The organism is Phreatobacter sp. (genome assembly GCF_027532945.1).
GTDB lineage: Bacteria > Pseudomonadota > Alphaproteobacteria > Rhizobiales > Phreatobacteraceae > Phreatobacter.
In genome coordinates this window covers 48,506-66,125 of the sequence record NZ_JAPZTZ010000010.1, presented here as the reverse complement: position 1 = coordinate 66,125, position 17,620 = coordinate 48,506, and the positions used below count along the sequence as shown (strand labels likewise).

The 17,620-nt window shown below is 69.0% G+C and carries 16 protein-coding genes and 1 tRNA gene; 8 read left to right on the top strand and 9 right to left on the bottom strand.

Annotation, left to right across the window (positions count from 1 at the left end):
* Positions 1 to 260: 260 nt before the first annotated feature.
* The 3 genes from O9344_RS08245 (at position 261) to ybaL (ending at position 4,713) form a co-directional block, all read left to right on the top strand.
* The gene (locus O9344_RS08245) at positions 261 to 1,748 is read left to right on the top strand and encodes a porin (RefSeq protein WP_298475071.1); all 1,488 of its coding nucleotides are present in this window, start codon (positions 261 to 263) and stop codon (positions 1,746 to 1,748) included.
* A gap of 234 nt (positions 1,749 to 1,982) precedes the next feature.
* Positions 1,983 to 2,771 carry an SDR family oxidoreductase gene (locus tag O9344_RS08240; protein ID WP_298475068.1) on the top strand — a complete coding sequence of 263 codons (789 nt, stop codon included), beginning with the start codon at positions 1,983 to 1,985 and terminating at the stop codon, positions 2,769 to 2,771.
* A 154-nt stretch (positions 2,772 to 2,925) separates the two neighbouring features.
* Positions 2,926 to 4,713, top strand: coding sequence for a YbaL family putative K(+) efflux transporter (ybaL, locus tag O9344_RS08235; protein WP_298475066.1), 1,788 nt, complete (start codon positions 2,926 to 2,928; stop codon positions 4,711 to 4,713).
* A gap of 42 nt (positions 4,714 to 4,755) precedes the next feature.
* Here ybaL and O9344_RS08230 read toward each other — a convergent pair whose 3' ends face one another.
* Both O9344_RS08230 and O9344_RS08225 read right to left on the bottom strand, forming a co-directional pair.
* Positions 4,756 to 6,333, bottom strand: a complete 1,578-nt coding sequence (locus O9344_RS08230) for an ABC transporter substrate-binding protein (RefSeq protein ID WP_298475064.1) — start codon at positions 6,331 to 6,333, stop codon at positions 4,756 to 4,758.
* An 81-nt stretch (positions 6,334 to 6,414) separates the two neighbouring features.
* Positions 6,415 to 7,905, bottom strand: coding sequence for an amidase family protein (locus O9344_RS08225; protein ID WP_298475062.1), 1,491 nt, complete (start codon positions 7,903 to 7,905; stop codon positions 6,415 to 6,417).
* A 205-nt stretch (positions 7,906 to 8,110) separates the two neighbouring features.
* On the opposite strand from O9344_RS08225, the gene O9344_RS08220 reads away from it, so the two are divergent.
* Together O9344_RS08220 and O9344_RS08215 are read left to right on the top strand one after the other, a co-directional pair.
* A complete protein-coding gene (locus tag O9344_RS08220) occupies positions 8,111 to 9,271 on the top strand; it encodes a M20 aminoacylase family protein (protein ID WP_298475060.1) in 1,161 nt (386 codons plus the stop codon).
* 101 nt (positions 9,272 to 9,372) lie between these two features.
* On the top strand, positions 9,373 to 10,740 hold the full coding sequence (locus O9344_RS08215) for a serine hydrolase domain-containing protein (protein WP_298475059.1): 1,368 nt from the start codon (positions 9,373 to 9,375) through the stop codon (positions 10,738 to 10,740).
* A gap of 81 nt (positions 10,741 to 10,821) precedes the next feature.
* On the opposite strand, the gene O9344_RS08210 is transcribed toward O9344_RS08215, so the two are convergent.
* From O9344_RS08210 to O9344_RS08190, 5 genes are read right to left on the bottom strand one after another with little or no spacing between them, the layout of a single operon-like run.
* Entirely contained in the window at positions 10,822 to 11,460 is a 639-nt protein-coding gene (locus O9344_RS08210) for a glutathione S-transferase family protein (protein WP_298475057.1), read from the bottom strand.
* Positions 11,457 to 11,900: an SRPBCC domain-containing protein gene (locus O9344_RS08205; RefSeq protein ID WP_298475172.1), complete on the bottom strand. Its 444-nt coding sequence runs from the start codon at positions 11,898 to 11,900 to the stop codon at positions 11,457 to 11,459. The genes O9344_RS08210 and O9344_RS08205 overlap by 4 nt, the downstream gene beginning before the upstream one ends.
* Entirely contained in the window at positions 11,810 to 12,274 is a 465-nt protein-coding gene (locus O9344_RS08200) for a metalloregulator ArsR/SmtB family transcription factor (RefSeq protein WP_298475055.1), read from the bottom strand. The genes O9344_RS08205 and O9344_RS08200 overlap by 91 nt, the downstream gene beginning before the upstream one ends.
* Positions 12,275 to 12,316: 42 nt before the next feature.
* The gene (locus O9344_RS08195; RefSeq protein WP_298475053.1) at positions 12,317 to 12,919 is read right to left on the bottom strand and encodes a hypothetical protein; all 603 of its coding nucleotides are present in this window, start codon (positions 12,917 to 12,919) and stop codon (positions 12,317 to 12,319) included.
* 3 nt (positions 12,920 to 12,922) lie between these two features.
* On the bottom strand, positions 12,923 to 13,213 hold the full coding sequence (locus O9344_RS08190) for a DUF2917 domain-containing protein (RefSeq protein ID WP_298475051.1): 291 nt from the start codon (positions 13,211 to 13,213) through the stop codon (positions 12,923 to 12,925).
* Between the two features lie 139 nt (positions 13,214 to 13,352).
* Here O9344_RS08190 and gcvA point away from each other — a divergent pair, with 139 nt between their 5' ends.
* Together gcvA and O9344_RS08180 are read left to right on the top strand one after the other, a co-directional pair.
* On the top strand, positions 13,353 to 14,321 hold the full coding sequence (gcvA, locus tag O9344_RS08185) for a transcriptional regulator GcvA (protein ID WP_298475048.1): 969 nt from the start codon (positions 13,353 to 13,355) through the stop codon (positions 14,319 to 14,321).
* Between the two features lie 58 nt (positions 14,322 to 14,379).
* Positions 14,380 to 14,470: transfer RNA gene (locus tag O9344_RS08180), tRNA-Ser, on the top strand.
* Between the two features lie 25 nt (positions 14,471 to 14,495).
* On the opposite strand, the gene O9344_RS08175 is transcribed toward O9344_RS08180, so the two are convergent.
* Positions 14,496 to 15,365 carry a CPBP family intramembrane glutamic endopeptidase gene (locus tag O9344_RS08175; protein WP_298475046.1) on the bottom strand — a complete coding sequence of 290 codons (870 nt, stop codon included), beginning with the start codon at positions 15,363 to 15,365 and terminating at the stop codon, positions 14,496 to 14,498.
* A 322-nt stretch (positions 15,366 to 15,687) separates the two neighbouring features.
* On the opposite strand from O9344_RS08175, the gene O9344_RS08170 reads away from it, so the two are divergent.
* On the top strand, positions 15,688 to 15,942 hold the full coding sequence (locus O9344_RS08170; protein WP_298475044.1) for a hypothetical protein: 255 nt from the start codon (positions 15,688 to 15,690) through the stop codon (positions 15,940 to 15,942).
* Positions 15,943 to 15,968: 26 nt separating this feature from the next.
* On the opposite strand, the gene O9344_RS08165 is transcribed toward O9344_RS08170, so the two are convergent.
* Entirely contained in the window at positions 15,969 to 17,489 is a 1,521-nt protein-coding gene (locus O9344_RS08165) for an ATP-binding protein (protein WP_298475041.1), read from the bottom strand.
* Positions 17,490 to 17,620: the final 131 nt, after the last annotated feature.

Below are 17,620 nucleotides of genomic sequence, written 5' to 3'. Positions count from 1 at the left end.
CGTGTCCTTCCTGCAACAGTCCTTGCCAAAGCCTTTCCGCCCCCCCTCCGCGACGCTGGTTTCGATTGATCGACGCGGGGGCATCGGTAAAGGTGACCCTGCGACGAAGGGGGGCACCCCGGTCGCACCGCCCTTCCTGGGGTCGAACGGCAGACAGCCACGACAGCAGAAAAGGCGGCCACACGGGGAATATCGGAACCAAAGCTGTCCAACGGCGCGGAACCAGGCTCCCTCAGGAGAAACATTTGGAGGTCTACAACATGAAGACGGTTAAGAGCCTTCTTCTCGGCGCTGCGGCGGGCTTCGCTGCCCTCACTGGCGCTCAGGCAGCGGATCTCCCGGGCAAGGCTGCTCCCGCCGAGTACGTTCGCATCTGCGACACCTACGGCGCGGGCTTCTTCTTCATCCCGGGTTCCGACACCTGCCTTCGTATCGGCGGCTTCGTGCGCGTCGACTACGGCTTCAACAGCAGCGCCGGCACCGGCAACCGCACCGTCGGCTCGGTCGCCATGCAGCCTGTGTCGTCCTTCGACGCTCTCTACGGCACCAATGCCCGCGTGAACGTCAACCTCGACGCTCGCTCGAACACCGAGTTCGGCCTGCTCCGCGCTTTCGGTGAGTTCGCTGCCTATCGTGGCGCTACCTCGGCCAGCATCGGCTCGGGCATCCACATCAACTCGGGCGTCGGCGCTTCTCAGCGTCAGTCGAACATCCTGCTGTCGCGCGCCTTCATCCAGTTCGCCGGCTTCACCTTCGGCTACTCGGCCTCGTTCTTCAACTTCTACCAGGGTGACGTGTCCTACGCCCGCCCGTTCGGCGCCACCGCCACCTCGACCACCGTCCTCGCCTACACGGCGTCGTTCGGTTCGGGCGTGTCGTTCACGGTGTCGGCTGAAGACGCCATGTACCGCCGCGTTGGTAACGGCGACGCCTTCGTTGCTCTCACCGCTCCGCCGGTGAGCTCGGCGCTGGCCCGTCCGCTCTCGGGCGTCTACGGCCTGACCTACGGCGCCAACACCATTCCGGACATCGTCGCCAACCTGCGCGTCGACCAGGGCTGGGGTTCGGTCCAGATCATGGGTGCGCTGCACCAGCTGCGTGACTTCGGCAACCCGATCGCCGGCGCTGTCGCCGTCAGCGGCGTTGACTACTCTGTGGCCGCCACCACCGTCCAGCGCGCTGGCGACAAGTGGGGCTACGCTGTTGGTGCCGGCCTCCGCCTGAACCTCGACATGCTCGCCCGCGGCGACGTGCTCTGGCTGCAGGCTGTCTACGCCGACGGCGCCACCGACTACGCCTTCTCGACCGCCAACCAGGGTGGCGACCGTCAGACGATCTCTGGCGCCGGCAACCTCGCCCAGAACAACAGCCTCACCGCGCAGATCCGCGATGCGGCCGTTGTCGCCAACTCGATCCGGACCGTTCAGGCCTGGTCGCTCACTGCCGGCTTCCGTCACTTCTGGACCCCGGCCGTCCGTTCGTCCATCTTCGGTGGCTACTCCAACATCAACGCTCCGGCGGTTGCGACTGGCCTCGCGGACGTCCAGTACTGGCAGGTTGGCGTGAACACCATCTGGTCGCCGGTTCGTAACCTCGACCTCGGCCTGGAAGTTGTTTACCACAACATCCGCGTCCGTGATCAGGCTGGTGCCGCGATCGCCGGCGGCACGCTCGGCACCAACGCCACTGTCGGCCGCACGGTCGAGGGCGCCTGGACCGGCACCCTGCGCGTCCAGCGCAACTTCTGATCTGGTCCGGTCCTCGGACCGGTTCCACGAAACCCCGGCGGGCAACCGCCGGGGTTTTTTGGTGTCCGCGGCCTCTCGCCTCTCCTGCCAACGCGCAGTTCGCATCGGGCGGCAGGTGAAAAGCGTCGTCTGAGCCTGCTGCCTCTGCGTCTCGTCCTCTTGCAACGGCAGGTCGGCCCCTGCACCCTCGCGCCACGGCCGCGCACAAGGCCCGCTCATCTCCCGAGGAACGCCATGACCGCCTCCGCATCCCCTGCCCCGTCCACGTCGCTCTCGCTTTCGGGCCTCAATGCCCTTGTCATCGGCGGGTCGAGCGGCATCGGCGAGGCCATCGCGCACGGCTATGCGGCCGCGGGCGCGCGCGTCGCCATCGCGGCCCGCTCGCCCGACAAGCTCCACGCCGCCACCGACCGGCTGGCGAGCGCCCATGCCGGTTCCAGGGGCTATGTCGCCGATGTCACCGACATGGCGGACCTCGCGCGCCTCGCCGAGACGGTGGCCGCCGATTTCGGCCCCATCGACGTGCTGGTGCCCTGCCAGGGCACGACCATCATCAAGCCGACGCTCGATTTCACGCTCGAGGAGGTCGAGCACATCTTCCGCACCAACCAGACCAGCGTCTTCTTCTCCTGCACCACCTTCGGCCGCGCCATGGTCGAGCGCGGCAAGGGCGCCATCATCAACATCGCCTCGCTCTCCGCCCATCGCGGCTGGCCGCGCGCCTGCCCCTACGCCATGACCAAGCACGCCATCGTCGGGCTCACCCAGACGCTCGCGGCCGAGTGGGCTCCCTCGGGCGTGCGGGTGAACGCCATCTCGCCCGGCTTCTTCATGACGGAACTCAACGCCGCCAAGATGCCGCCGGAGCGCAAGGAGAACGCGCTGCGCCGCACGCCCATGGGCCGCTGGGGCAAGACCGAGGAACTGGTCGGCGCGGCGGTCTATCTCGCCTCCCCCGGCGCCGGCTTCGTCACCGGGACGGTCATTGCCGTCGATGGCGGATATCTCGCGTCGGGTATCTGAGAACCGTCCAAGCCACTGTTCTCACGCACCTTTTTCCCGAAGCGCGGCAACCCGCCGCGCTTCGCGCATTGCCGCGGCAGCACCCCATCCCCATACTGTCGGTTGTGGCCCCGCCGGCCGCCTTCCACCGACAACCCATGAGGATTTCGCGCCGATGCCGCATGACACGCCCTTGATCGCCACCATCGTCGCGGGTCTTGGGCTTGCCTTCGTCTTCGGCGCCATCGCCAACCGCCTGAAGCTGCCGACCCTCGTCGGCTATCTCCTCGCCGGCATCGTCATCGGCCCGCACACGCCGGGTTTCGTCGCCGACCAGAAGCTTGGCACCGAGCTCGCCGAGATGGGCGTCATCCTGCTGATGTTCGGCGTCGGCCTGCATTTCTCGCTGAAGGACCTGCTCTCGGTCCGCGCCATCGCCATTCCCGGCGCTGTGGTGCAGATGGCCACCGCCACCGCCCTCGGCATGGCGCTCGCCTGGGCGCTCGGCTGGCCGATGGGCGCCGGCATCGTCTTCGGCCTCGCCCTCTCCGTCGCCAGCACCGTGGTGCTGCTGCGCGCCCTGCAGGAGCGGCGCATCATCGAGACGGAGCGCGGCCGCATCGCTGTCGGCTGGCTCATTGTCGAGGACATCGCCATGGTCCTCGCCCTCGTCCTGCTGCCGGCAGTGGCAGGCCTGCTCGGCGGCGAGCCGTTGCTGGGCGCAGCCAGCGACCCGATCGTCCAGTGGCTCGGCCTCGGCGTCGGCGGCGTCGTCCTCGTCACGCTGCTGAAGGTCGCCGGCTTCGTCGCGGTCATGCTGGGGCTCGGCCGCAAGGTCATCCCCTGGATCCTGCACTACGTCGCCCATACCGGCTCGCGGGAGCTCTTCCGCCTTGCGGTGCTGGCGATCGCGCTCGGCGTCGCCTTCGGCGCGGCCAAGCTGTTTGGGGTCTCCTTCGCGCTCGGTGCCTTCTTCGCCGGCATGATCATGAGCGAATCCGAGCTCAGCCATCGCGCAGCGGAGGAATCGCTGCCGCTGCGCGACGCCTTCTCCGTGCTGTTCTTCGTCTCGGTGGGAATGCTGTTCAATCCGGCGAGCCTGCTCACCGGGGCCTGGCCCATCCTCGCCACGCTCTTCATCATCGTCGTCGGCAAGTCGCTGGCGGCCTTCCTGATCGTCATGGCCTTCCGCCATCCCGCGGGCACTGCGCTGACCATTTCCGCCTCGCTCGCCCAGATCGGCGAGTTCTCCTTCATCCTCGCCGAACTCGGTGTGGGCCTGAAGCTCCTGCCGGAGCAGGGCCGCGACCTGATCCTTGCCGGCGCTATCCTGTCGATCCTGATCAATCCGGCCGTCTTTGCCGGCGTTGGATGGCTGAAGCGCCGCCTCAACCTCTCCGCCGCGCCCGCCCCGGAGGCGGAACCGGCGGCGCAAGCCGGGCGTCCTGCGGTCCTCGAGGAAGACGCGCCACCGACGACGGCGCTCAGCGGCCATACCATCGTCGTCGGTTATGGCCGCGTCGGCAGCCTCGTTGGCGCGGCCCTGCAGCAGCGGAACCTGCCCTATTGCGTCATCGAGGATGCGGCGCGGCCGCAGTCACGGCTCCATGCCGAGGGCGTGGAGTCCATCAATGGCAATGCGGCGCAGGCGGACATCCTCGCCAGCGCCAATGTCGCGGCGGCCCGGCGCCTCATCGTCGCCATCCCCAATGCCTTCGAGGCCGGCCAGATCGTCGAGATGGCACGCGCCACCAACCCTGGTCTTGCGATCATCGCGCGCGCCCATTCAGACGCCGAGGTCGAACACCTGACGAGCCTCGGCGCCGGCACGGTCATCATGGGCGAGCGGGAGATCGCCCGCGGCATCATCGAGGAGGTCACGGCGGGTGAGGCCCGAACCGGAACGCCCGCCCCTGCCGTCGCGCAGCCACGCGACGACACGGCGCAGGGCTCACACATCTGACAAGCGGAGGCAGGCGGGACCGGGAGCCCGCCCCCCTCGCCCTCACGCGCGCTTGACGCTCCACGGATAGGGCGCCGAGCCGTGCGGCATGCCGGTCAGCGTCCTGCGATAGGCGGTGCGCAGGGTGAACTGGCCGAGCGGCACGGTCGCGACCTCCTCCAGCGCCAGGCGGCCGAGTTCGCGCGCCGCCTTCTTCTGGCCGGCCTCGTCCGGCGCATCGAGCCATTCCTGCGTCAGCTGCTCGGCCTTCGCGCTCTCCCACCAGCCGAACCAGCCGCGGGCGCCCTGGCCGCGCACCAGCAGCGAGGTCGCGGGCGTGCCCCAACCCGGCGCCGGGCCGGTCGTGTGGAAGATGCTCCAGCCGCCCTTGTCGACCGGCTCGCGGCTGCCGCGGCGCTGGATGACCGTGCCCCAGTCGGTCTCGGCGAGTTCGACATTCATGCCGATGCGCTTGAGGATGTCGGCGGTGACCTGGCCGAGCGGCCCGATGTCGGGGAAATCGGTCGGGTTGATGATGACGACCTTCTCGCCGGCATAGCCGGAGGCCTTCAGCGCCTCGGTCGCCCGGGCGATCGACTGGGGCATCAGGTCTTCCTGCTCGCCATTGTAATAGGCCGTGCCCTTCGGCCAGAGGCTGCGGCAGAGCTGCCAGGCCGACGTGTCGTCGCCCTGGGTCGCCCGCATGTAGTCCTCCTGCATCACCGCCATGCGGACGGCGGCGCGCACCTTCGGATTGTTGAAGGGCGGATGCAGGTGGTTGAGCCGCATGATGGCGATGCGGCCAGAGGCGTCCGTCACCTCGCGCACGACGTCGCGGTTACGGGCGAGCAGCGGCTGGAGGTCGGCCGGCGGGCGCTCCCACCAGTCCATCTCGCCCCGGGTCAGCGCATTGGCGGCGGTCGAGGGATCGGGGAGGATGTGCCACTCGATGCGCTGGAAATGGCCGACCTTGCCGCCGGCGCCGCGGCTCGCGGGCTCGGCGCGCGGCACATAATCCGCGAATTTCTCATAGACCACCCGGCTGCCCGAATTGTACTCGGCCGCGAGGAAACGATAGGGACCGGAGCCCACCATCTCCGTCACCTGGCGGTTAGCATCGGTCTTGGCATGGCGCTCCGGCATGATGAAGGCCGGCGTGTCGGGCTTGCCGAGCGCGTCGAGCAACAGCGGGAAGGGCCGCTTCAGCTTGAGCTCGAAGGTGCGGTCGTCGACGACGGTCCAGCCGTCTACGACGCGGCCAACCAGCTGGCCGAAAGCGTCGCGCTGCGTCCAGCGCATGATCGAGGCAATGCAATCCTGCGCCCGGACCGGCTCGCCATCGTGGAACTTGAGCCCCGCGCGCAGCTTGAAGCGCCAGCGAAGGCCATTGTCGAGCACCTCATGGCCCTCGGCCATCTGCGGCTTCGCCACGAAGTCCATGTCCGCGGCGTAGAGCGTGTCATAGACGTAGTAGCCGTGATTGTTGGTGACGGTGGCCGTCGTCCAGATCGGGTCGAGCGAGGAGAGGTTCGCCTGCGGGATGAAACGCAGCGTGGTTCCGCGCCAATCCTGCGCCAGGGCCGGCGCTGCCACCAGCGTCGCCGCCGCTCCCTTCACCAGCGTCCGTCGGTTCAAAAACATCGATCAGATCCTCATGGGTCGTTGGAAATGAATGGCCAGCGCGGATGGTCGCGCCGCGCCGGGCCTCTGGCAATGGCCGTGTCAGTCGAAACCGAGGAAGCCCGGCATGGCGCTGATGGGCTGGGCCTTGGCGAGCGCGGCGATATTCGGCACGGGCCGCGCGGTGCGCTTGTCGCCGGCAAGCTCGCGCTCCAGCGCCGCGGCCACCGCCAGCACCTTGGCGTCGCCGCCACGCGGCCCGACGATCTGCAGGCCGAAGGGCATGCCGGCCCGGTCGAGGCCGACGGGCAGCGAGATGGCGGGATGGCCCACCGTCGTCACCGCATAGGCATTGGCGAGCCAGTGGAAATAGGTCCGCGTCGCCTTGCCGTCGATCTCGGCGGGGAAGAGCTCCGACCAGGGCCGGGGGCTCAGCGTCACCGCCGGCGACAGGATGACGTCATATTTGCCGAAGAACTGCTGCCAGGTCTTGTAGAGCACGGTCTGCTGCTTCAGCGCCCGGGTCACGTCGAGGGCGGAATAGGTGAGCCCCTCCTCCACATTGGCGCGCACGTTCGGGCCGACGAGCTCGGGCGTGTCGCGCACCCGCTCGTACATGCCCGCCATGAAAGCCACCGAGCGCAGAACCTCAAAGGTCTCGTCGGTGCCGGTGCAATCGGGCGTCGCATCGTCGACGGCGCCGAAGAGATGGGCGAAGAGCCCGACCTTCTCGGCGAAGACCTCGCGGATATGGTTCTCGGTCGGCGAGAAGCCGAAATCCGGGGTCACCGCCACCTTGAGCCCGGCGAGGTCAATTTCGGCCGGCACGGCGAAGTCTTCGGGACGGCGCACGGTCTTGCCGCGGATCGTCGTCGCCAGCGGATCGCAGGCATCGTCCGACACCATGGTGGAGAGCAGGAGGCAGAGATCCGGCACGGTGCGGGCCATCGGCCCGAGCACGCTCAAGGGGTTCCAGCCGAGCGGCCGCTTGTCGCTCGGCACCAGGCCCGGCGAGGGCCGGAAGCCGACAATGCCGTTGAAGGCGGCGGGGTTGCGCAGCGAGCCGCCCGTATCCGAGCCGGTGGCGATCGGCACCATGCCGCAGGCCAGAGCGACACCCGACCCGCCGGAGGAGCCGGCGGCCGATTTCGTCGGATCGAAGGGATTGCCCGTCGCGCCATAGACGGCATTGCGGGTGTTGGCTCCCGCGCCCCATTCCGGCGTGTTGGTCTTGCCGGCGATGATGGCGCCGGCCTCGCGCACCGACCGGACGATGAGCTGGTCCTCGGGCGGCACGAAATCCTTGAACAGCACGCTGCCATAGGTGGTGCGCAGGCCCTCAGTGTTCTCAAGGTCCTTCACGCCCACGGGAAGGCCGTGGAGCGCCCCCAAGGCCTCGCCGCGCATCACCGCAGCCTCGGCGTCCTTCGCCGCCGCCCGCGCCGCCGCATCGTCCCGCGCCACCATGCAGTTCACCGCCGGGTCCACCGCATCGATGCGGGCAAGGCAGCTCTCCAGCAACTCGGTCGGCGAGAGCTTCTTCGACCCGATGAGGCGGCGGGCCTCGATGGCGGTGAGGTCGCAGGGTTCCATGGTCGGGCACTTTCCAGGCACGGTCGCAGATGCTGCATCCTGTCGGCCGGTAGCGGGTTGTGCAACGCGGCGGAGGCCAAGGCATGGCTGCCACGCATGGCTCGGACGGCAGCCTTTCCGCCGACCGCATGGCCGGCTCCACGGCACCCGGCTAAGGTTTGCGCTTCGGGGCGAGCCTGCCCCCTCTGCGCGTTCTGGATCAGCCATGGCCCTTCCCGACAAGATCATCGCCCTCGCCCCCGAAATGACCGCCTGGCGACACGATTTCCATGCCCATCCCGAGATCGGCTTCGAGGAGAAGCGCACCTCCGAGATCGTCGCCAAGGCGCTGGAGGGCTGGGGCTACGAGGTCCATCGCAATGTCGGCAAGACCGGTGTCGTCGGCCGCCTCAAGGTCGGCACCTCGCCGCGCTCCATCGGCCTGCGCTGTGACATGGACGCGCTGCCGATGCACGAGATCACCCAGCTCGCCTATCGCTCGAAATACGAGAACCGCATGCATGCCTGCGGCCATGACGGCCACACCGCGAGCATGCTGGGCGCCGCCAAGTACCTCGCCGAGACGAAGAACTTCGACGGCACCGTCACCCTCATCTTCCAGCCCGCCGAGGAGGGCGTCGGCGGGGCCAGTGCCATGCTGGCTGACGGCCTCTTCGACCGCTTCCCCTGCGACGCGGTCTTCGGCTTCCACAACTCGCCGAAGCTTGATGTCGGCAAGTTCGCGATCCGGCCGGGCCCGATGATGGCCGGCGGTGCCTTCTTCGACATCAAGGTGCAGGGCCGCGGCTCCCACGGCGCCCACCCTGAACATTCCGTCGACCCGGTGCTGACCGCCTGCCAGATCGTCACCGCGCTGCAGTCCATCGTCTCCCGCAATATCGGCGCGGTGGACCAGGGCGTCATCTCGGTGACGCGGATCGAAGGGGGCGATGCCTATAACGTCGTGCCCGACACGGCTTGGATCCGCGGCACCGCCCGCTACTTCAAGCCCGAGATCGGCAAGCTGATCGAGGACAACATGCGCCGCATGGCCAAGGGCGTCGCGGCAGGCTTCGGCGCCACGGCGGAAGTCGACTGGCGGCTGATCTTCGCCCCCCTCTACAACACCCCGGAACATGCCGATTTCGCCGCCGATATCGCGGCGGAACTCGTCGGCGAGGAGCATGTCGACCGCAACCGCAGCCTCATCATGGGCTCGGAGGACTTCTCCTTCATGCTGGAGAAGGTGCCCGGCGCCTATATCAACATCGGCAACGGCGATTCCGCCCAGGTCCACAACCCCGCCTACGACTTCAACGACAAGCTCCTGCCCTATGCGGCGGCCTTCTATGCCCGCGTGATCGAGAAGAAGCTCGCCGCCGCCTGACGCCCCGCCGCGGCGCCGCTTCACCATAGGGAGCGGCGCCGCTTGGCCGTGGGCCCGCGGCCGTGCCACAGTCCACCGACACCGAAGACGGGGATCGGATCATGGACGCCTGGCTCAAGGCTGCGCTCGACTATGTGCCGCGCTGGATCGACTTCCAGGTCCAGCATGTCGACCAGCCCGGCTGCTCGATCGCCATCGCCCATCGCGGCGAGGTCGTGCTGGAGGAGGCCTTCGGCACGGCCGATCTCGGCTCGGGCGAGGCGCTCACCCCCCGGCACCGGTTCCGCGTTGCCTCGCATTCAAAAACCTTCACTGCCGCCGGCATCCTCAAGCTCAGGGATCGCGGCCTGCTGCGCCTCGACGATGCGGCGGGGACCTTCGTGCAGGGGCTGCATGAGGACGCTGCCGCCGCAACGCTCTCCCAGCTTCTGTCCCACAGCGGCGGCTATGTCCGCGACGGCGCCGATGCCGGCTATTTCCCGGGCACGCGGCCCTTCCTCACCGCCGCGCAGCTGAAGGCCGAGTTGGCTCTGGCTCCGCCCCTGCCGGCCGGCCAGCGGTTCAAATATTCCAACCATGGCTATGGCATTCTCGGCCTCGTCATCGAGGCGGTGACCGGCGAGCACTATCGCGACTGGATCATGCGCGAGATCGTGGCGGTGGCCGGCCTCACCGAGACCTATGCCGATATCGGCCTGATGAATGCCGGCACGCTCGCCAAGGGCCACTCGACCCGCCTGCCCTATGGCCGCCGCCTCGTCATTCCCGGCGATGCCCCGACCGCCGATCTCGCCTCGGCCACCGGCTTCGTTGCGACCGCCGCCGACCTCGCCCGCTTCTTCTCGCAGCTCTCACCCGCATCGCCCGCGGCTCTGCTCTCGCCAAGCGCACGCCGCGACATGACCCGTCGCCACTGGCGTGACGGCGAGAGCACGCTGGAGCGCTACTATGGCCTCGGCACCATCTCCGGCACCGTGGCGGGATGGGACTGGTTCGGCCATTCCGGCTCCTTCGCCGGCACCCTGTCGCGCACGGCGGTCCTGCCGGCCGAGGACATCGCCATCTCCGTGCTCACCAACGCCATCGACGGCCCGGCCCAGATCTGGGTCGATGGCATCGCCCATATCCTGAAAGCCTTCCGCACGCGCGGCGCGCCGACCGAGGAGGTGGCCGACTGGGCCGGCCGCTGGTGGACCCTCTGGGGCGCCGTGGATCTGGTGCCGGCCGGGGACAAGGTTCTGGCGAGCCCGCCGTCGCTGCACCCGCCGCTCGCGGAGGTCAGCGAGATCACCGTCACCGGCCTCGATGCCGGGCTCATCACCCGCGCGCCCGGCTTCAACCAGCCCGGCGAGCCGGCGACCCGCGTGCGCGATGCGGAGGGAGAGGTGTCGGAGGTCTGGCTCGGCGGCGCCCGCATGACCGGCGAATTCGCCTTCGCCGAGGAGGTCGCGACCCGCCTCGGGACGTGAACGGAAAAAACCGCTCCGCCACCGGCGGACAGGCCGCCGGCGGGGGAGCGGGCGGAGCCGTTCCCCGGCTCCTGGACCTCGTCAATGGGCGGCGGCGGTGTCCGGGAACGGATCGAGCCAGAACGGCAACGCCTCGAGGCGGGCGTTCCAGTTGGCCACGGCCGGATAGTCGGCAAGCGGAATGCCGGCAGGCGCCGCATATGGAAAGGTGATCGCAACGGCGACGTCGGCGAGCGTCAGGCGGTCCCCCACCAGCATGGTCCGGCCCGACAGATGGCGTTCGAGCACGGCGAGCCCTGCCCGCGTCCGCTTGCGGGCCGCCGCATCGGCGGCAGCATCCACCTCGCCCATGCCGAAATGCGGCCGGATGACGTGCTCGAAATAGAGCGTGCCGGCCTGCGGATTGAACTCATGCGCCGCCCAGCTCAGCCAGCGCTGCACCTCGACGGCGCCGCGCCCATCGGCCGGCCAGAGATCAGACCCGGCGGCGAGCGCGAGATGCATCATGATCGCGTCGGATTCCCACAGGACGCGGTCACCATCGACCAGCACCGGCACCTTGCCGTTGGGATTGAGCCCGCGGAATGCCGGTGCCTTGTGTTCGCCACGGCCAAGATCGACCGCGCGATAGTCCACGGGCGAGCGGAGATGCCGCGCGACGAAGCAGGCCTTCCGCGGCATCAGCGTCTCGGCATAGTGCAGCACCATACGGTCGGTCATGCCCGTTCCTCCCGCGCGAACAGCGCTTCAAGGCGGTTGAGGGACGCGGTCCAGCCGCGGGTGTGGCCGAGGCGCGCGGCCTCGTCGAAGAACTGCTCGTGGATGAGGGTCAGCATGCAGCCCTCCCCGTCCGACCGGCAGCGCACCGTCACCAGCGAGACGCGCTCCGGCGTCGAGCCCCAGTGCCAGGAAAAGACCAGCCGCTCGCCCGGCACCACCTCCTGATAGACGCCGTAGACGTCATGGCGTTCGCCGGCATAGCTGAAACCGACATGGAAGCGGCCACCGACGCGCACGTCGAGATCGACCACATGCATGTCCTCCGGCGTGCCGGGGCCCCACCAGCGCGCTAGCTGCCGCGGGTCCGTCCACGCCGCGTAGACGCGGGTGGGGGCGGCGTTGAGCCATCGCCGGAGCGTGAGGCTGGGCCTGGCGTCGATGCGGCGGCCGGGATCGGCGTCGAGGGGGCGGGCTTGGGCGGACATGTTTCGTCCTCGAGGAAGGCCTGCAGGCGGTCGAGCTGGCGCGTCCAGAAGACCTGGTAGCGGGTGAGCCAGGTCATCGCGTCCTCCATCGGGCCGGCGTTCAACTGGCAGAAGACGGTGCGCCCGGTCTTGGTCCGGGTGACCAGGCCAGCCTCGCTCAGGACGTCGAGATGCTTCATGACCGCGGGCAGCGACATGGAGAAAGGGCGCGCCAGATCGCTGATCGACAGCGCATCGGCCTCGCCGAGACGGGCGAGCAACGCCCGCCGCGTCGGGTCGGCAAGGGCCTGGAAGGTGCGGTCGAGAGGAACGGTCTGTTGCTTAACCATATTGTTTAGTTATGGCCAGAGAACCGCCCGTGTCAAGCGGCCTCACGCCGCAAGGCCCAGCGCCTCCCAGCCGGGGCAAAGGCTCAGCGGCCGCGCGATGGCGATGAGCCGGGCATCCCCGGGATGCGTCGCGACCGAGAAGCCGGCGGCGCGGGCGAGCCCCTGCATGCGATGGTTGCTGCGGAGTACCTCGCCGGTGAGCTGCGCGGCACCGGCCGCGGCGGCACGCAGTCCGATGCTCGCAAGGATGCTGCGGCCGATCCCCCTGCCCTGCCAGGGATCGGCGACTGACAAGGCGAGCTCGGCCGTCATGGTACTGGCATCGAGCGCGAGCACGCCTTCGCCGACCAGAAGGGGCGCGCCTTCACCGAGGCGTTCCACCGCAAGGCCGGTGACCGGCCCGCCCGGCTCACCGATAAGACGCCGCGCCGCAGCGGGCGTCAGCTGGACGAGGCCGCCGAGGAAGCGGTCGCGCCGGGACGCGGGCGAAAGGGCCGCCACATGGCCGCCGAGCCGATCTGCTTCCTCGGGCGCGAAGGGCCGGATGCGGAGAAGGTCGCCGGCGAGGCTGCGGAAATGCTGCACCGGCGCCGCCGCGATCGCCGGCAGCCGCGGACGGGCGGGCTCCAGGGGAGCGGCTGCCATCGCTCAGGCCGCCCGGCGGTCGGTGGCGGAGGCTGGCTCCGCCACGGGCGCCTCGGCCGCCACCTCCGGCCAGTCGATCTCCACCGCAGCGGGTCCGGCGATGGCGCAGACGAGGGTGAGGCCCTCGCGGTCGACGACGAAGGCCTCGCCGACCTCCAGCAGCACGTCGCGCGGATCGTCGGCGAAGGTCAGCCACAGCACGCCGCTGTGGCAGGTGACGCGCGTCCCGACCTGCTCCAGGCGGACGATGCCGCCCCGCTGCAGATAGACGCGATCGGTCATGCGGTCGGCCATGGCCGCCCCCTTTGCAATGAGGTGTGGGAATGTCAGACTATGGGTGGCAGGCGCTGCGCCATGCCGTATGTCGCAAGATTGCCGGCCTCTTCGCACCTGCACAAACGATCAATTCTCAGGCCATGCATGAGATGAGGGAATGGCAAGGAAACGCTACGATCTGCCGCCGCTCGGCTTTGTCCAGGGCTTCGAGGCGGCCGCCCGCACCCTCTCCTTCACCCGCGCGGCCGATGAGCTGGCGCTGACCCAGTCCGCGGTGAGCCGCCAGATCAAGACGCTGGAGGACCATCTCGGCGTGACGCTCTTCGAGCGCCGCCACCGGGCCCTCGCCCTCACCGAGGACGGCCGCGCCTTCCAGCGCATCGCCATCGACGTGCTCGATCGCCTCCAGGGCGGCATCAACCAGATGCGCGCCCGCCATGCCGACAACCAGCTGGCGGTGACCACCGTCTCCGGCTTCGCCTCGCTCTGGCTCATCCCGCGGCTGAAGCGCTTCACGCGGCTCCATCCCCATGTCGATGTGCGCATCGTCGCCAATGACCGCATCCTCGACCTCGAGCGCAGCCAGATCGATCTCGCCATCCGCTACACCAAGACGGTGCGTGCGCCGCTTGGGGCCGAGCGGCTCTTCGCCGAGGACATCCTCCCCGTCTGCCACCCCTCGCTGGTGGCGGATGCGGCAGCGCCGCTGCGCCAGCCGCAGGACCTCGCCCGCCATACGCTGCTGCACCTCGACTACCACGGCGCCAGCCGCACCTGGTTCGACTGGGACACCTGGATGACGGCGCTGGGCATCGAGGACCTGAAGCCCGCGGGCACGCTGCGCTTCTCGCGCTACGACCAGATGATCCAGGCGGCGATGGATGGGCAGGGCGTGGCGCTGGGCGTCTCGCCGCTGATCAACGAGGCCATCCGCTCCGGGACCCTCGTCGCGCCCTTCGACCGGCAGGTCGACGGCCCGCACGGCTATTATCTCATCCGCTCCATGGCGGGCGCCGCCAAGCCCCAGGTGGCCGCCTTCGTCGCCTGGCTGCACGAGGAAGCCGCCGATGACCTCATCGCCGAGCCCCTTGCCGAGCTCGCGATCCTGCAGGGCGCGATGGTGTGAGCAGCGCTTGCGCCCGCCTTGCAAATCAGCGACGGGACGGGCATAGAAGCGCCCCAACGGAGACGTGGCCGAGCGGCTGAAGGCACTCGTTTGCTAAATGAGCATACCCCAAAAGGGTATCGAGGGTTCGAATCCCTCCGTCTCCGCCATTCATCAGAACCCGACGATCCTTTCTCACCCGCCCCGCGCCCATGGCGGCGGGACGATCTTGCCCCGGCGAACCGCCATCACCAGCAGGACGATGCCGGTGGCGGTGCAGAGCGCAAAGGCGATGACCGAGGATTCCAGGCCGAAATTGCCGCCGGTCAGCAGGTCCGGCCCACGAATGATGGGCCGGATCAGGCCCGGATCCGAGACGCCGCCTGACACGATGCCGGAAAAGACCGCCGACTGGGTGTAGTTCCAGGCCATGTGGAAGCCGATGCTCAGCCAGAGCCGCCGCGTCAGAATATAGGCCGCGGCCAGCAGCAGGCCGGCCTCGATGCTGATGAAGATGGCGCCCGTCAGGGTCGCGGTGGGGTTGATGAGGTGCATCAGGCCGAACACCGCCGACGAGACGACCAGCGAAATCCAGCTCCCGAACATGTCCTCGACCGACCGGAACAGCACGCCGCGGAACAGCAGTTCCTCGAAGAAACCGGAATGCAGGGCGAGGACGAGGGCCGGGATCAGGAAGGTCCAGGGATTGAACCCCTCGATCCGATAGATCCCGAGGGTCATCAGGATCAGGACAGAGGCGGTGTAGAGCCCGGCCCCGACGAGCAGTCCGAGCGCCAACTCCCTGCCCGCACCGGACAGGGACAACTCGTCGGCGGACCGCCCTTCGACCAGGCGCGCATAGGCCACATAGACCGCGATGGCGGCCGCCACCATGCCCGTCACGACCGCAATCGAGGTGAGCGTGTTCCCCTTGAACCGCTCCATGAACCCGCCGCTGATCGCCATCATGAAGAACAGAGCCGCCCCCAGCACGACGAGGCGGGTGAGCGGATGGCGCAGGATGCGCAGCCACAGCGCCGGGGTCGGGGTCGCATGCGCCGTCATGGCCTGCCCGCCCTCGCCGCATGTCTGCTGCACAGCGAAGATGAAGGCCGACTGCGGCGGCGCAGCGCGCCAACTGAGCTAGGTCTCGCGGCCAAAAGGCTGAACGGTGATCGCCTTGCTGGGTCGGTCACGGCCGGGTCTCCGATGGACAAGCGCGCGCTTATCCGACCCGCTACCTCGGTACCTGTCAACCGCGATGGCCGGCCCGCCATGCAACGTGCACCACACCGCACAGTCGCAACCTGCCCAACAGCGTTAACCACCCCTTAGCCAGGACGAATTTACGCTCCGCCCTGTCTATCCGACATGACAGGACTCCCCCATGGCGACCCTCCAGCCCGACAACGTGGTCGCCTTGCGCCGCGTCGCCGCCACCACCGCCGAAACAGCCCCGCTCCTCGTCGCCACCGCGGCCATGACCCAGGCGCTCGAACGCTTCGCCGCCGTCGCCCAGGCCATCGGCGCGACCACCATCGACGAGGATGCCCGCGCCAGGCTGATGGTCAAGCTCGGCCAGGTCGCCAGCCAGGCGGCCGAGCTGCAGATCGCCATGGTGAGCCTGCATTTCGGTCCCTGACGCGGCCCCTGCCGCCTCGACCGAACCTATTCCGCTGCCGACGGCATCTCCTGGCTGAGATCGGCCGGCCCTGCCGGATCGCCCGGCGCGGTCTCGCAATTGAGGTCCGGCGCCGCCACGACCCGCCGCCCGCGGAAATCGGTGCGGGTCACGAACAGCCCGCGCTCCTCGAAATAGGCGAGCAGCCGCCGCGCCCGGCTCGGCGAATGGCTGCCATAGACCCGCGCGATGGTGGCGTCCGACGGGCATGGCGCGCCTGACAGCGCCGCCCTCGCGATGACGAGGAACACGCCCTGGAGGTCATCGGGCAACCCCGCCGACAGCGTCACCGCCTGCGACCAGCCCTCCTCGCCCTCGCGGCTCATGTCGACGCCGGCGCGCGCCACGGCGAAGCGGCGGCGGAAATCGGCGAGCGTCAGCGGCTCGCCCGGCACGCGGCGGATGCGGCAACGCACGAGGAAGTCCTGGTAGAGCACCGCCACGGTGCGGAAGGCAGCGTCCGGGTCGGCAAGGATCTCGCGCAGCACCTCGTCGATCATCGCGGCATGCTCGGCCTCGGCGATGACGGGGAGCATGGGCTCGGCCGGCTCCTCCGCCTTCGGCCGGGCATTGGCGAGCTGGGTGAGGATGTCGGCGGTGGAGACCGGGGGGGGCGGCGGCGGCCGGCGGACCGCCATGGGCCGCGCCTCCTCCGGCGAGGGCGTGAAGATGAGGTCGCGCGCATCCTCCGGCGTCGGCGCATCGGGCAGCGGCGTCAGCTTCGGGCTGGTCGAGCGGGCGGAGGTCTCCACCGGGCCGATGGTGACCGGCAGCGGCCTTCGCGACAGGGCCGGGCCCAGCGCGACGAAATGGCCACGGGCAAGGTCGCGGAAGGCCTCGGACTGGCGGCGATCCATGCCGAGAAGGTCGGCGGCACGCGCCATGTCGATGTCGAGGAAGGTACGGCCCATCAGGAAGTTGGAGGCTTCCGCGGCGACGTTCTTGGCAAGCTTGGCGAGACGCTGCGTGGCGATGACGCCGGCAAGGCCGCGCTTGCGGCCGCGGCACATCAGGTTGGTCATGGCGCCAAGCGAGAGCTTGCGCGCCTCGTCCGAAACCTCGCCGGCGACGGCGGGGGCGAAGAGCTGCGCCTCGTCCACCACGACGAGGACCGGATACCAGTGGTCGCGGTCGGCATCGAAGAGCCCGCCAAGGAAGGCCGCGGCGCAGCGCATCTGCTGCTCGACATCAAGCCCTTCGAGATTGAGCACGACGGAGACGCGGTGCTGGCGGATGCGCCCAGCGATGCGGGTGAGTTCAGCCTCGGTGCGCTCGGCATCGACGACCACATGGCCGTATTTGTCGGCCAGCGTGACGAAATCGCCCTCCGGATCGATGACGCATTGCTGCACCCAGGGCGCGCTCTGCTCCAGCAACCGGCGCAACAGATGCGATTTGCCGGAGCCGGAATTGCCCTGCACGAGCAGGCGCGTGGCCAGAAGCTCCTCGAGATCGAGCGTGGCCGCCTTGCCCCCGGGCTGCGACCCCATGTCGATATCGACCTTCATCGGGACTCAAGCATCCTCATCCACGGAACGGGCCTTCCTAGCACCGCCCGAGCGCCCGCGTCTCCCCGTGTCCGAGAAACCCACAGGCAAGCGCCGGGCTGGCCTCCGGCGCCCGGATGGTCTATCCCCCG

Bases quoted from the DNA above. Each gene is read 5' to 3' on its own strand.
- O9344_RS08170 (WP_298475044.1), top strand. From the start codon at position 15,688: ATGGCGACCCTCCAGCCCGACAACGTGGTCGCCTTGCGCCGCGTCGCC.
- O9344_RS08190 (WP_298475051.1), bottom strand. From the start codon at position 13,213: ATGGCCGACCGCATGACCGATCGCGTCTATCTGCAGCGGGGCGGCATC.
- O9344_RS08210 (WP_298475057.1), bottom strand. From the start codon at position 11,460: ATGACCGACCGTATGGTGCTGCACTATGCCGAGACGCTGATGCCGCGG.
- O9344_RS08175 (WP_298475046.1), bottom strand. From the start codon at position 15,365: ATGACGGCGCATGCGACCCCGACCCCGGCGCTGTGGCTGCGCATCCTG.
- gcvA (WP_298475048.1), top strand. From the start codon at position 13,353: ATGGCAAGGAAACGCTACGATCTGCCGCCGCTCGGCTTTGTCCAGGGC.
- O9344_RS08195 (WP_298475053.1), bottom strand. From the start codon at position 12,919: ATGGCAGCCGCTCCCCTGGAGCCCGCCCGTCCGCGGCTGCCGGCGATC.
- O9344_RS08240 (WP_298475068.1), top strand. From the start codon at position 1,983: ATGACCGCCTCCGCATCCCCTGCCCCGTCCACGTCGCTCTCGCTTTCG.
- O9344_RS08215 (WP_298475059.1), top strand. From the start codon at position 9,373: ATGGACGCCTGGCTCAAGGCTGCGCTCGACTATGTGCCGCGCTGGATC.
- O9344_RS08165 (WP_298475041.1), bottom strand. From the start codon at position 17,489: ATGAAGGTCGATATCGACATGGGGTCGCAGCCCGGGGGCAAGGCGGCC.
- ybaL (WP_298475066.1), top strand. From the start codon at position 2,926: ATGCCGCATGACACGCCCTTGATCGCCACCATCGTCGCGGGTCTTGGG.
- O9344_RS08245 (WP_298475071.1), top strand. From the start codon at position 261: ATGAAGACGGTTAAGAGCCTTCTTCTCGGCGCTGCGGCGGGCTTCGCT.
- O9344_RS08225 (WP_298475062.1), bottom strand. From the start codon at position 7,905: ATGGAACCCTGCGACCTCACCGCCATCGAGGCCCGCCGCCTCATCGGG.
- O9344_RS08200 (WP_298475055.1), bottom strand. From the start codon at position 12,274: ATGGTTAAGCAACAGACCGTTCCTCTCGACCGCACCTTCCAGGCCCTT.
- O9344_RS08220 (WP_298475060.1), top strand. From the start codon at position 8,111: ATGGCCCTTCCCGACAAGATCATCGCCCTCGCCCCCGAAATGACCGCC.
- O9344_RS08230 (WP_298475064.1), bottom strand. From the start codon at position 6,333: ATGTTTTTGAACCGACGGACGCTGGTGAAGGGAGCGGCGGCGACGCTG.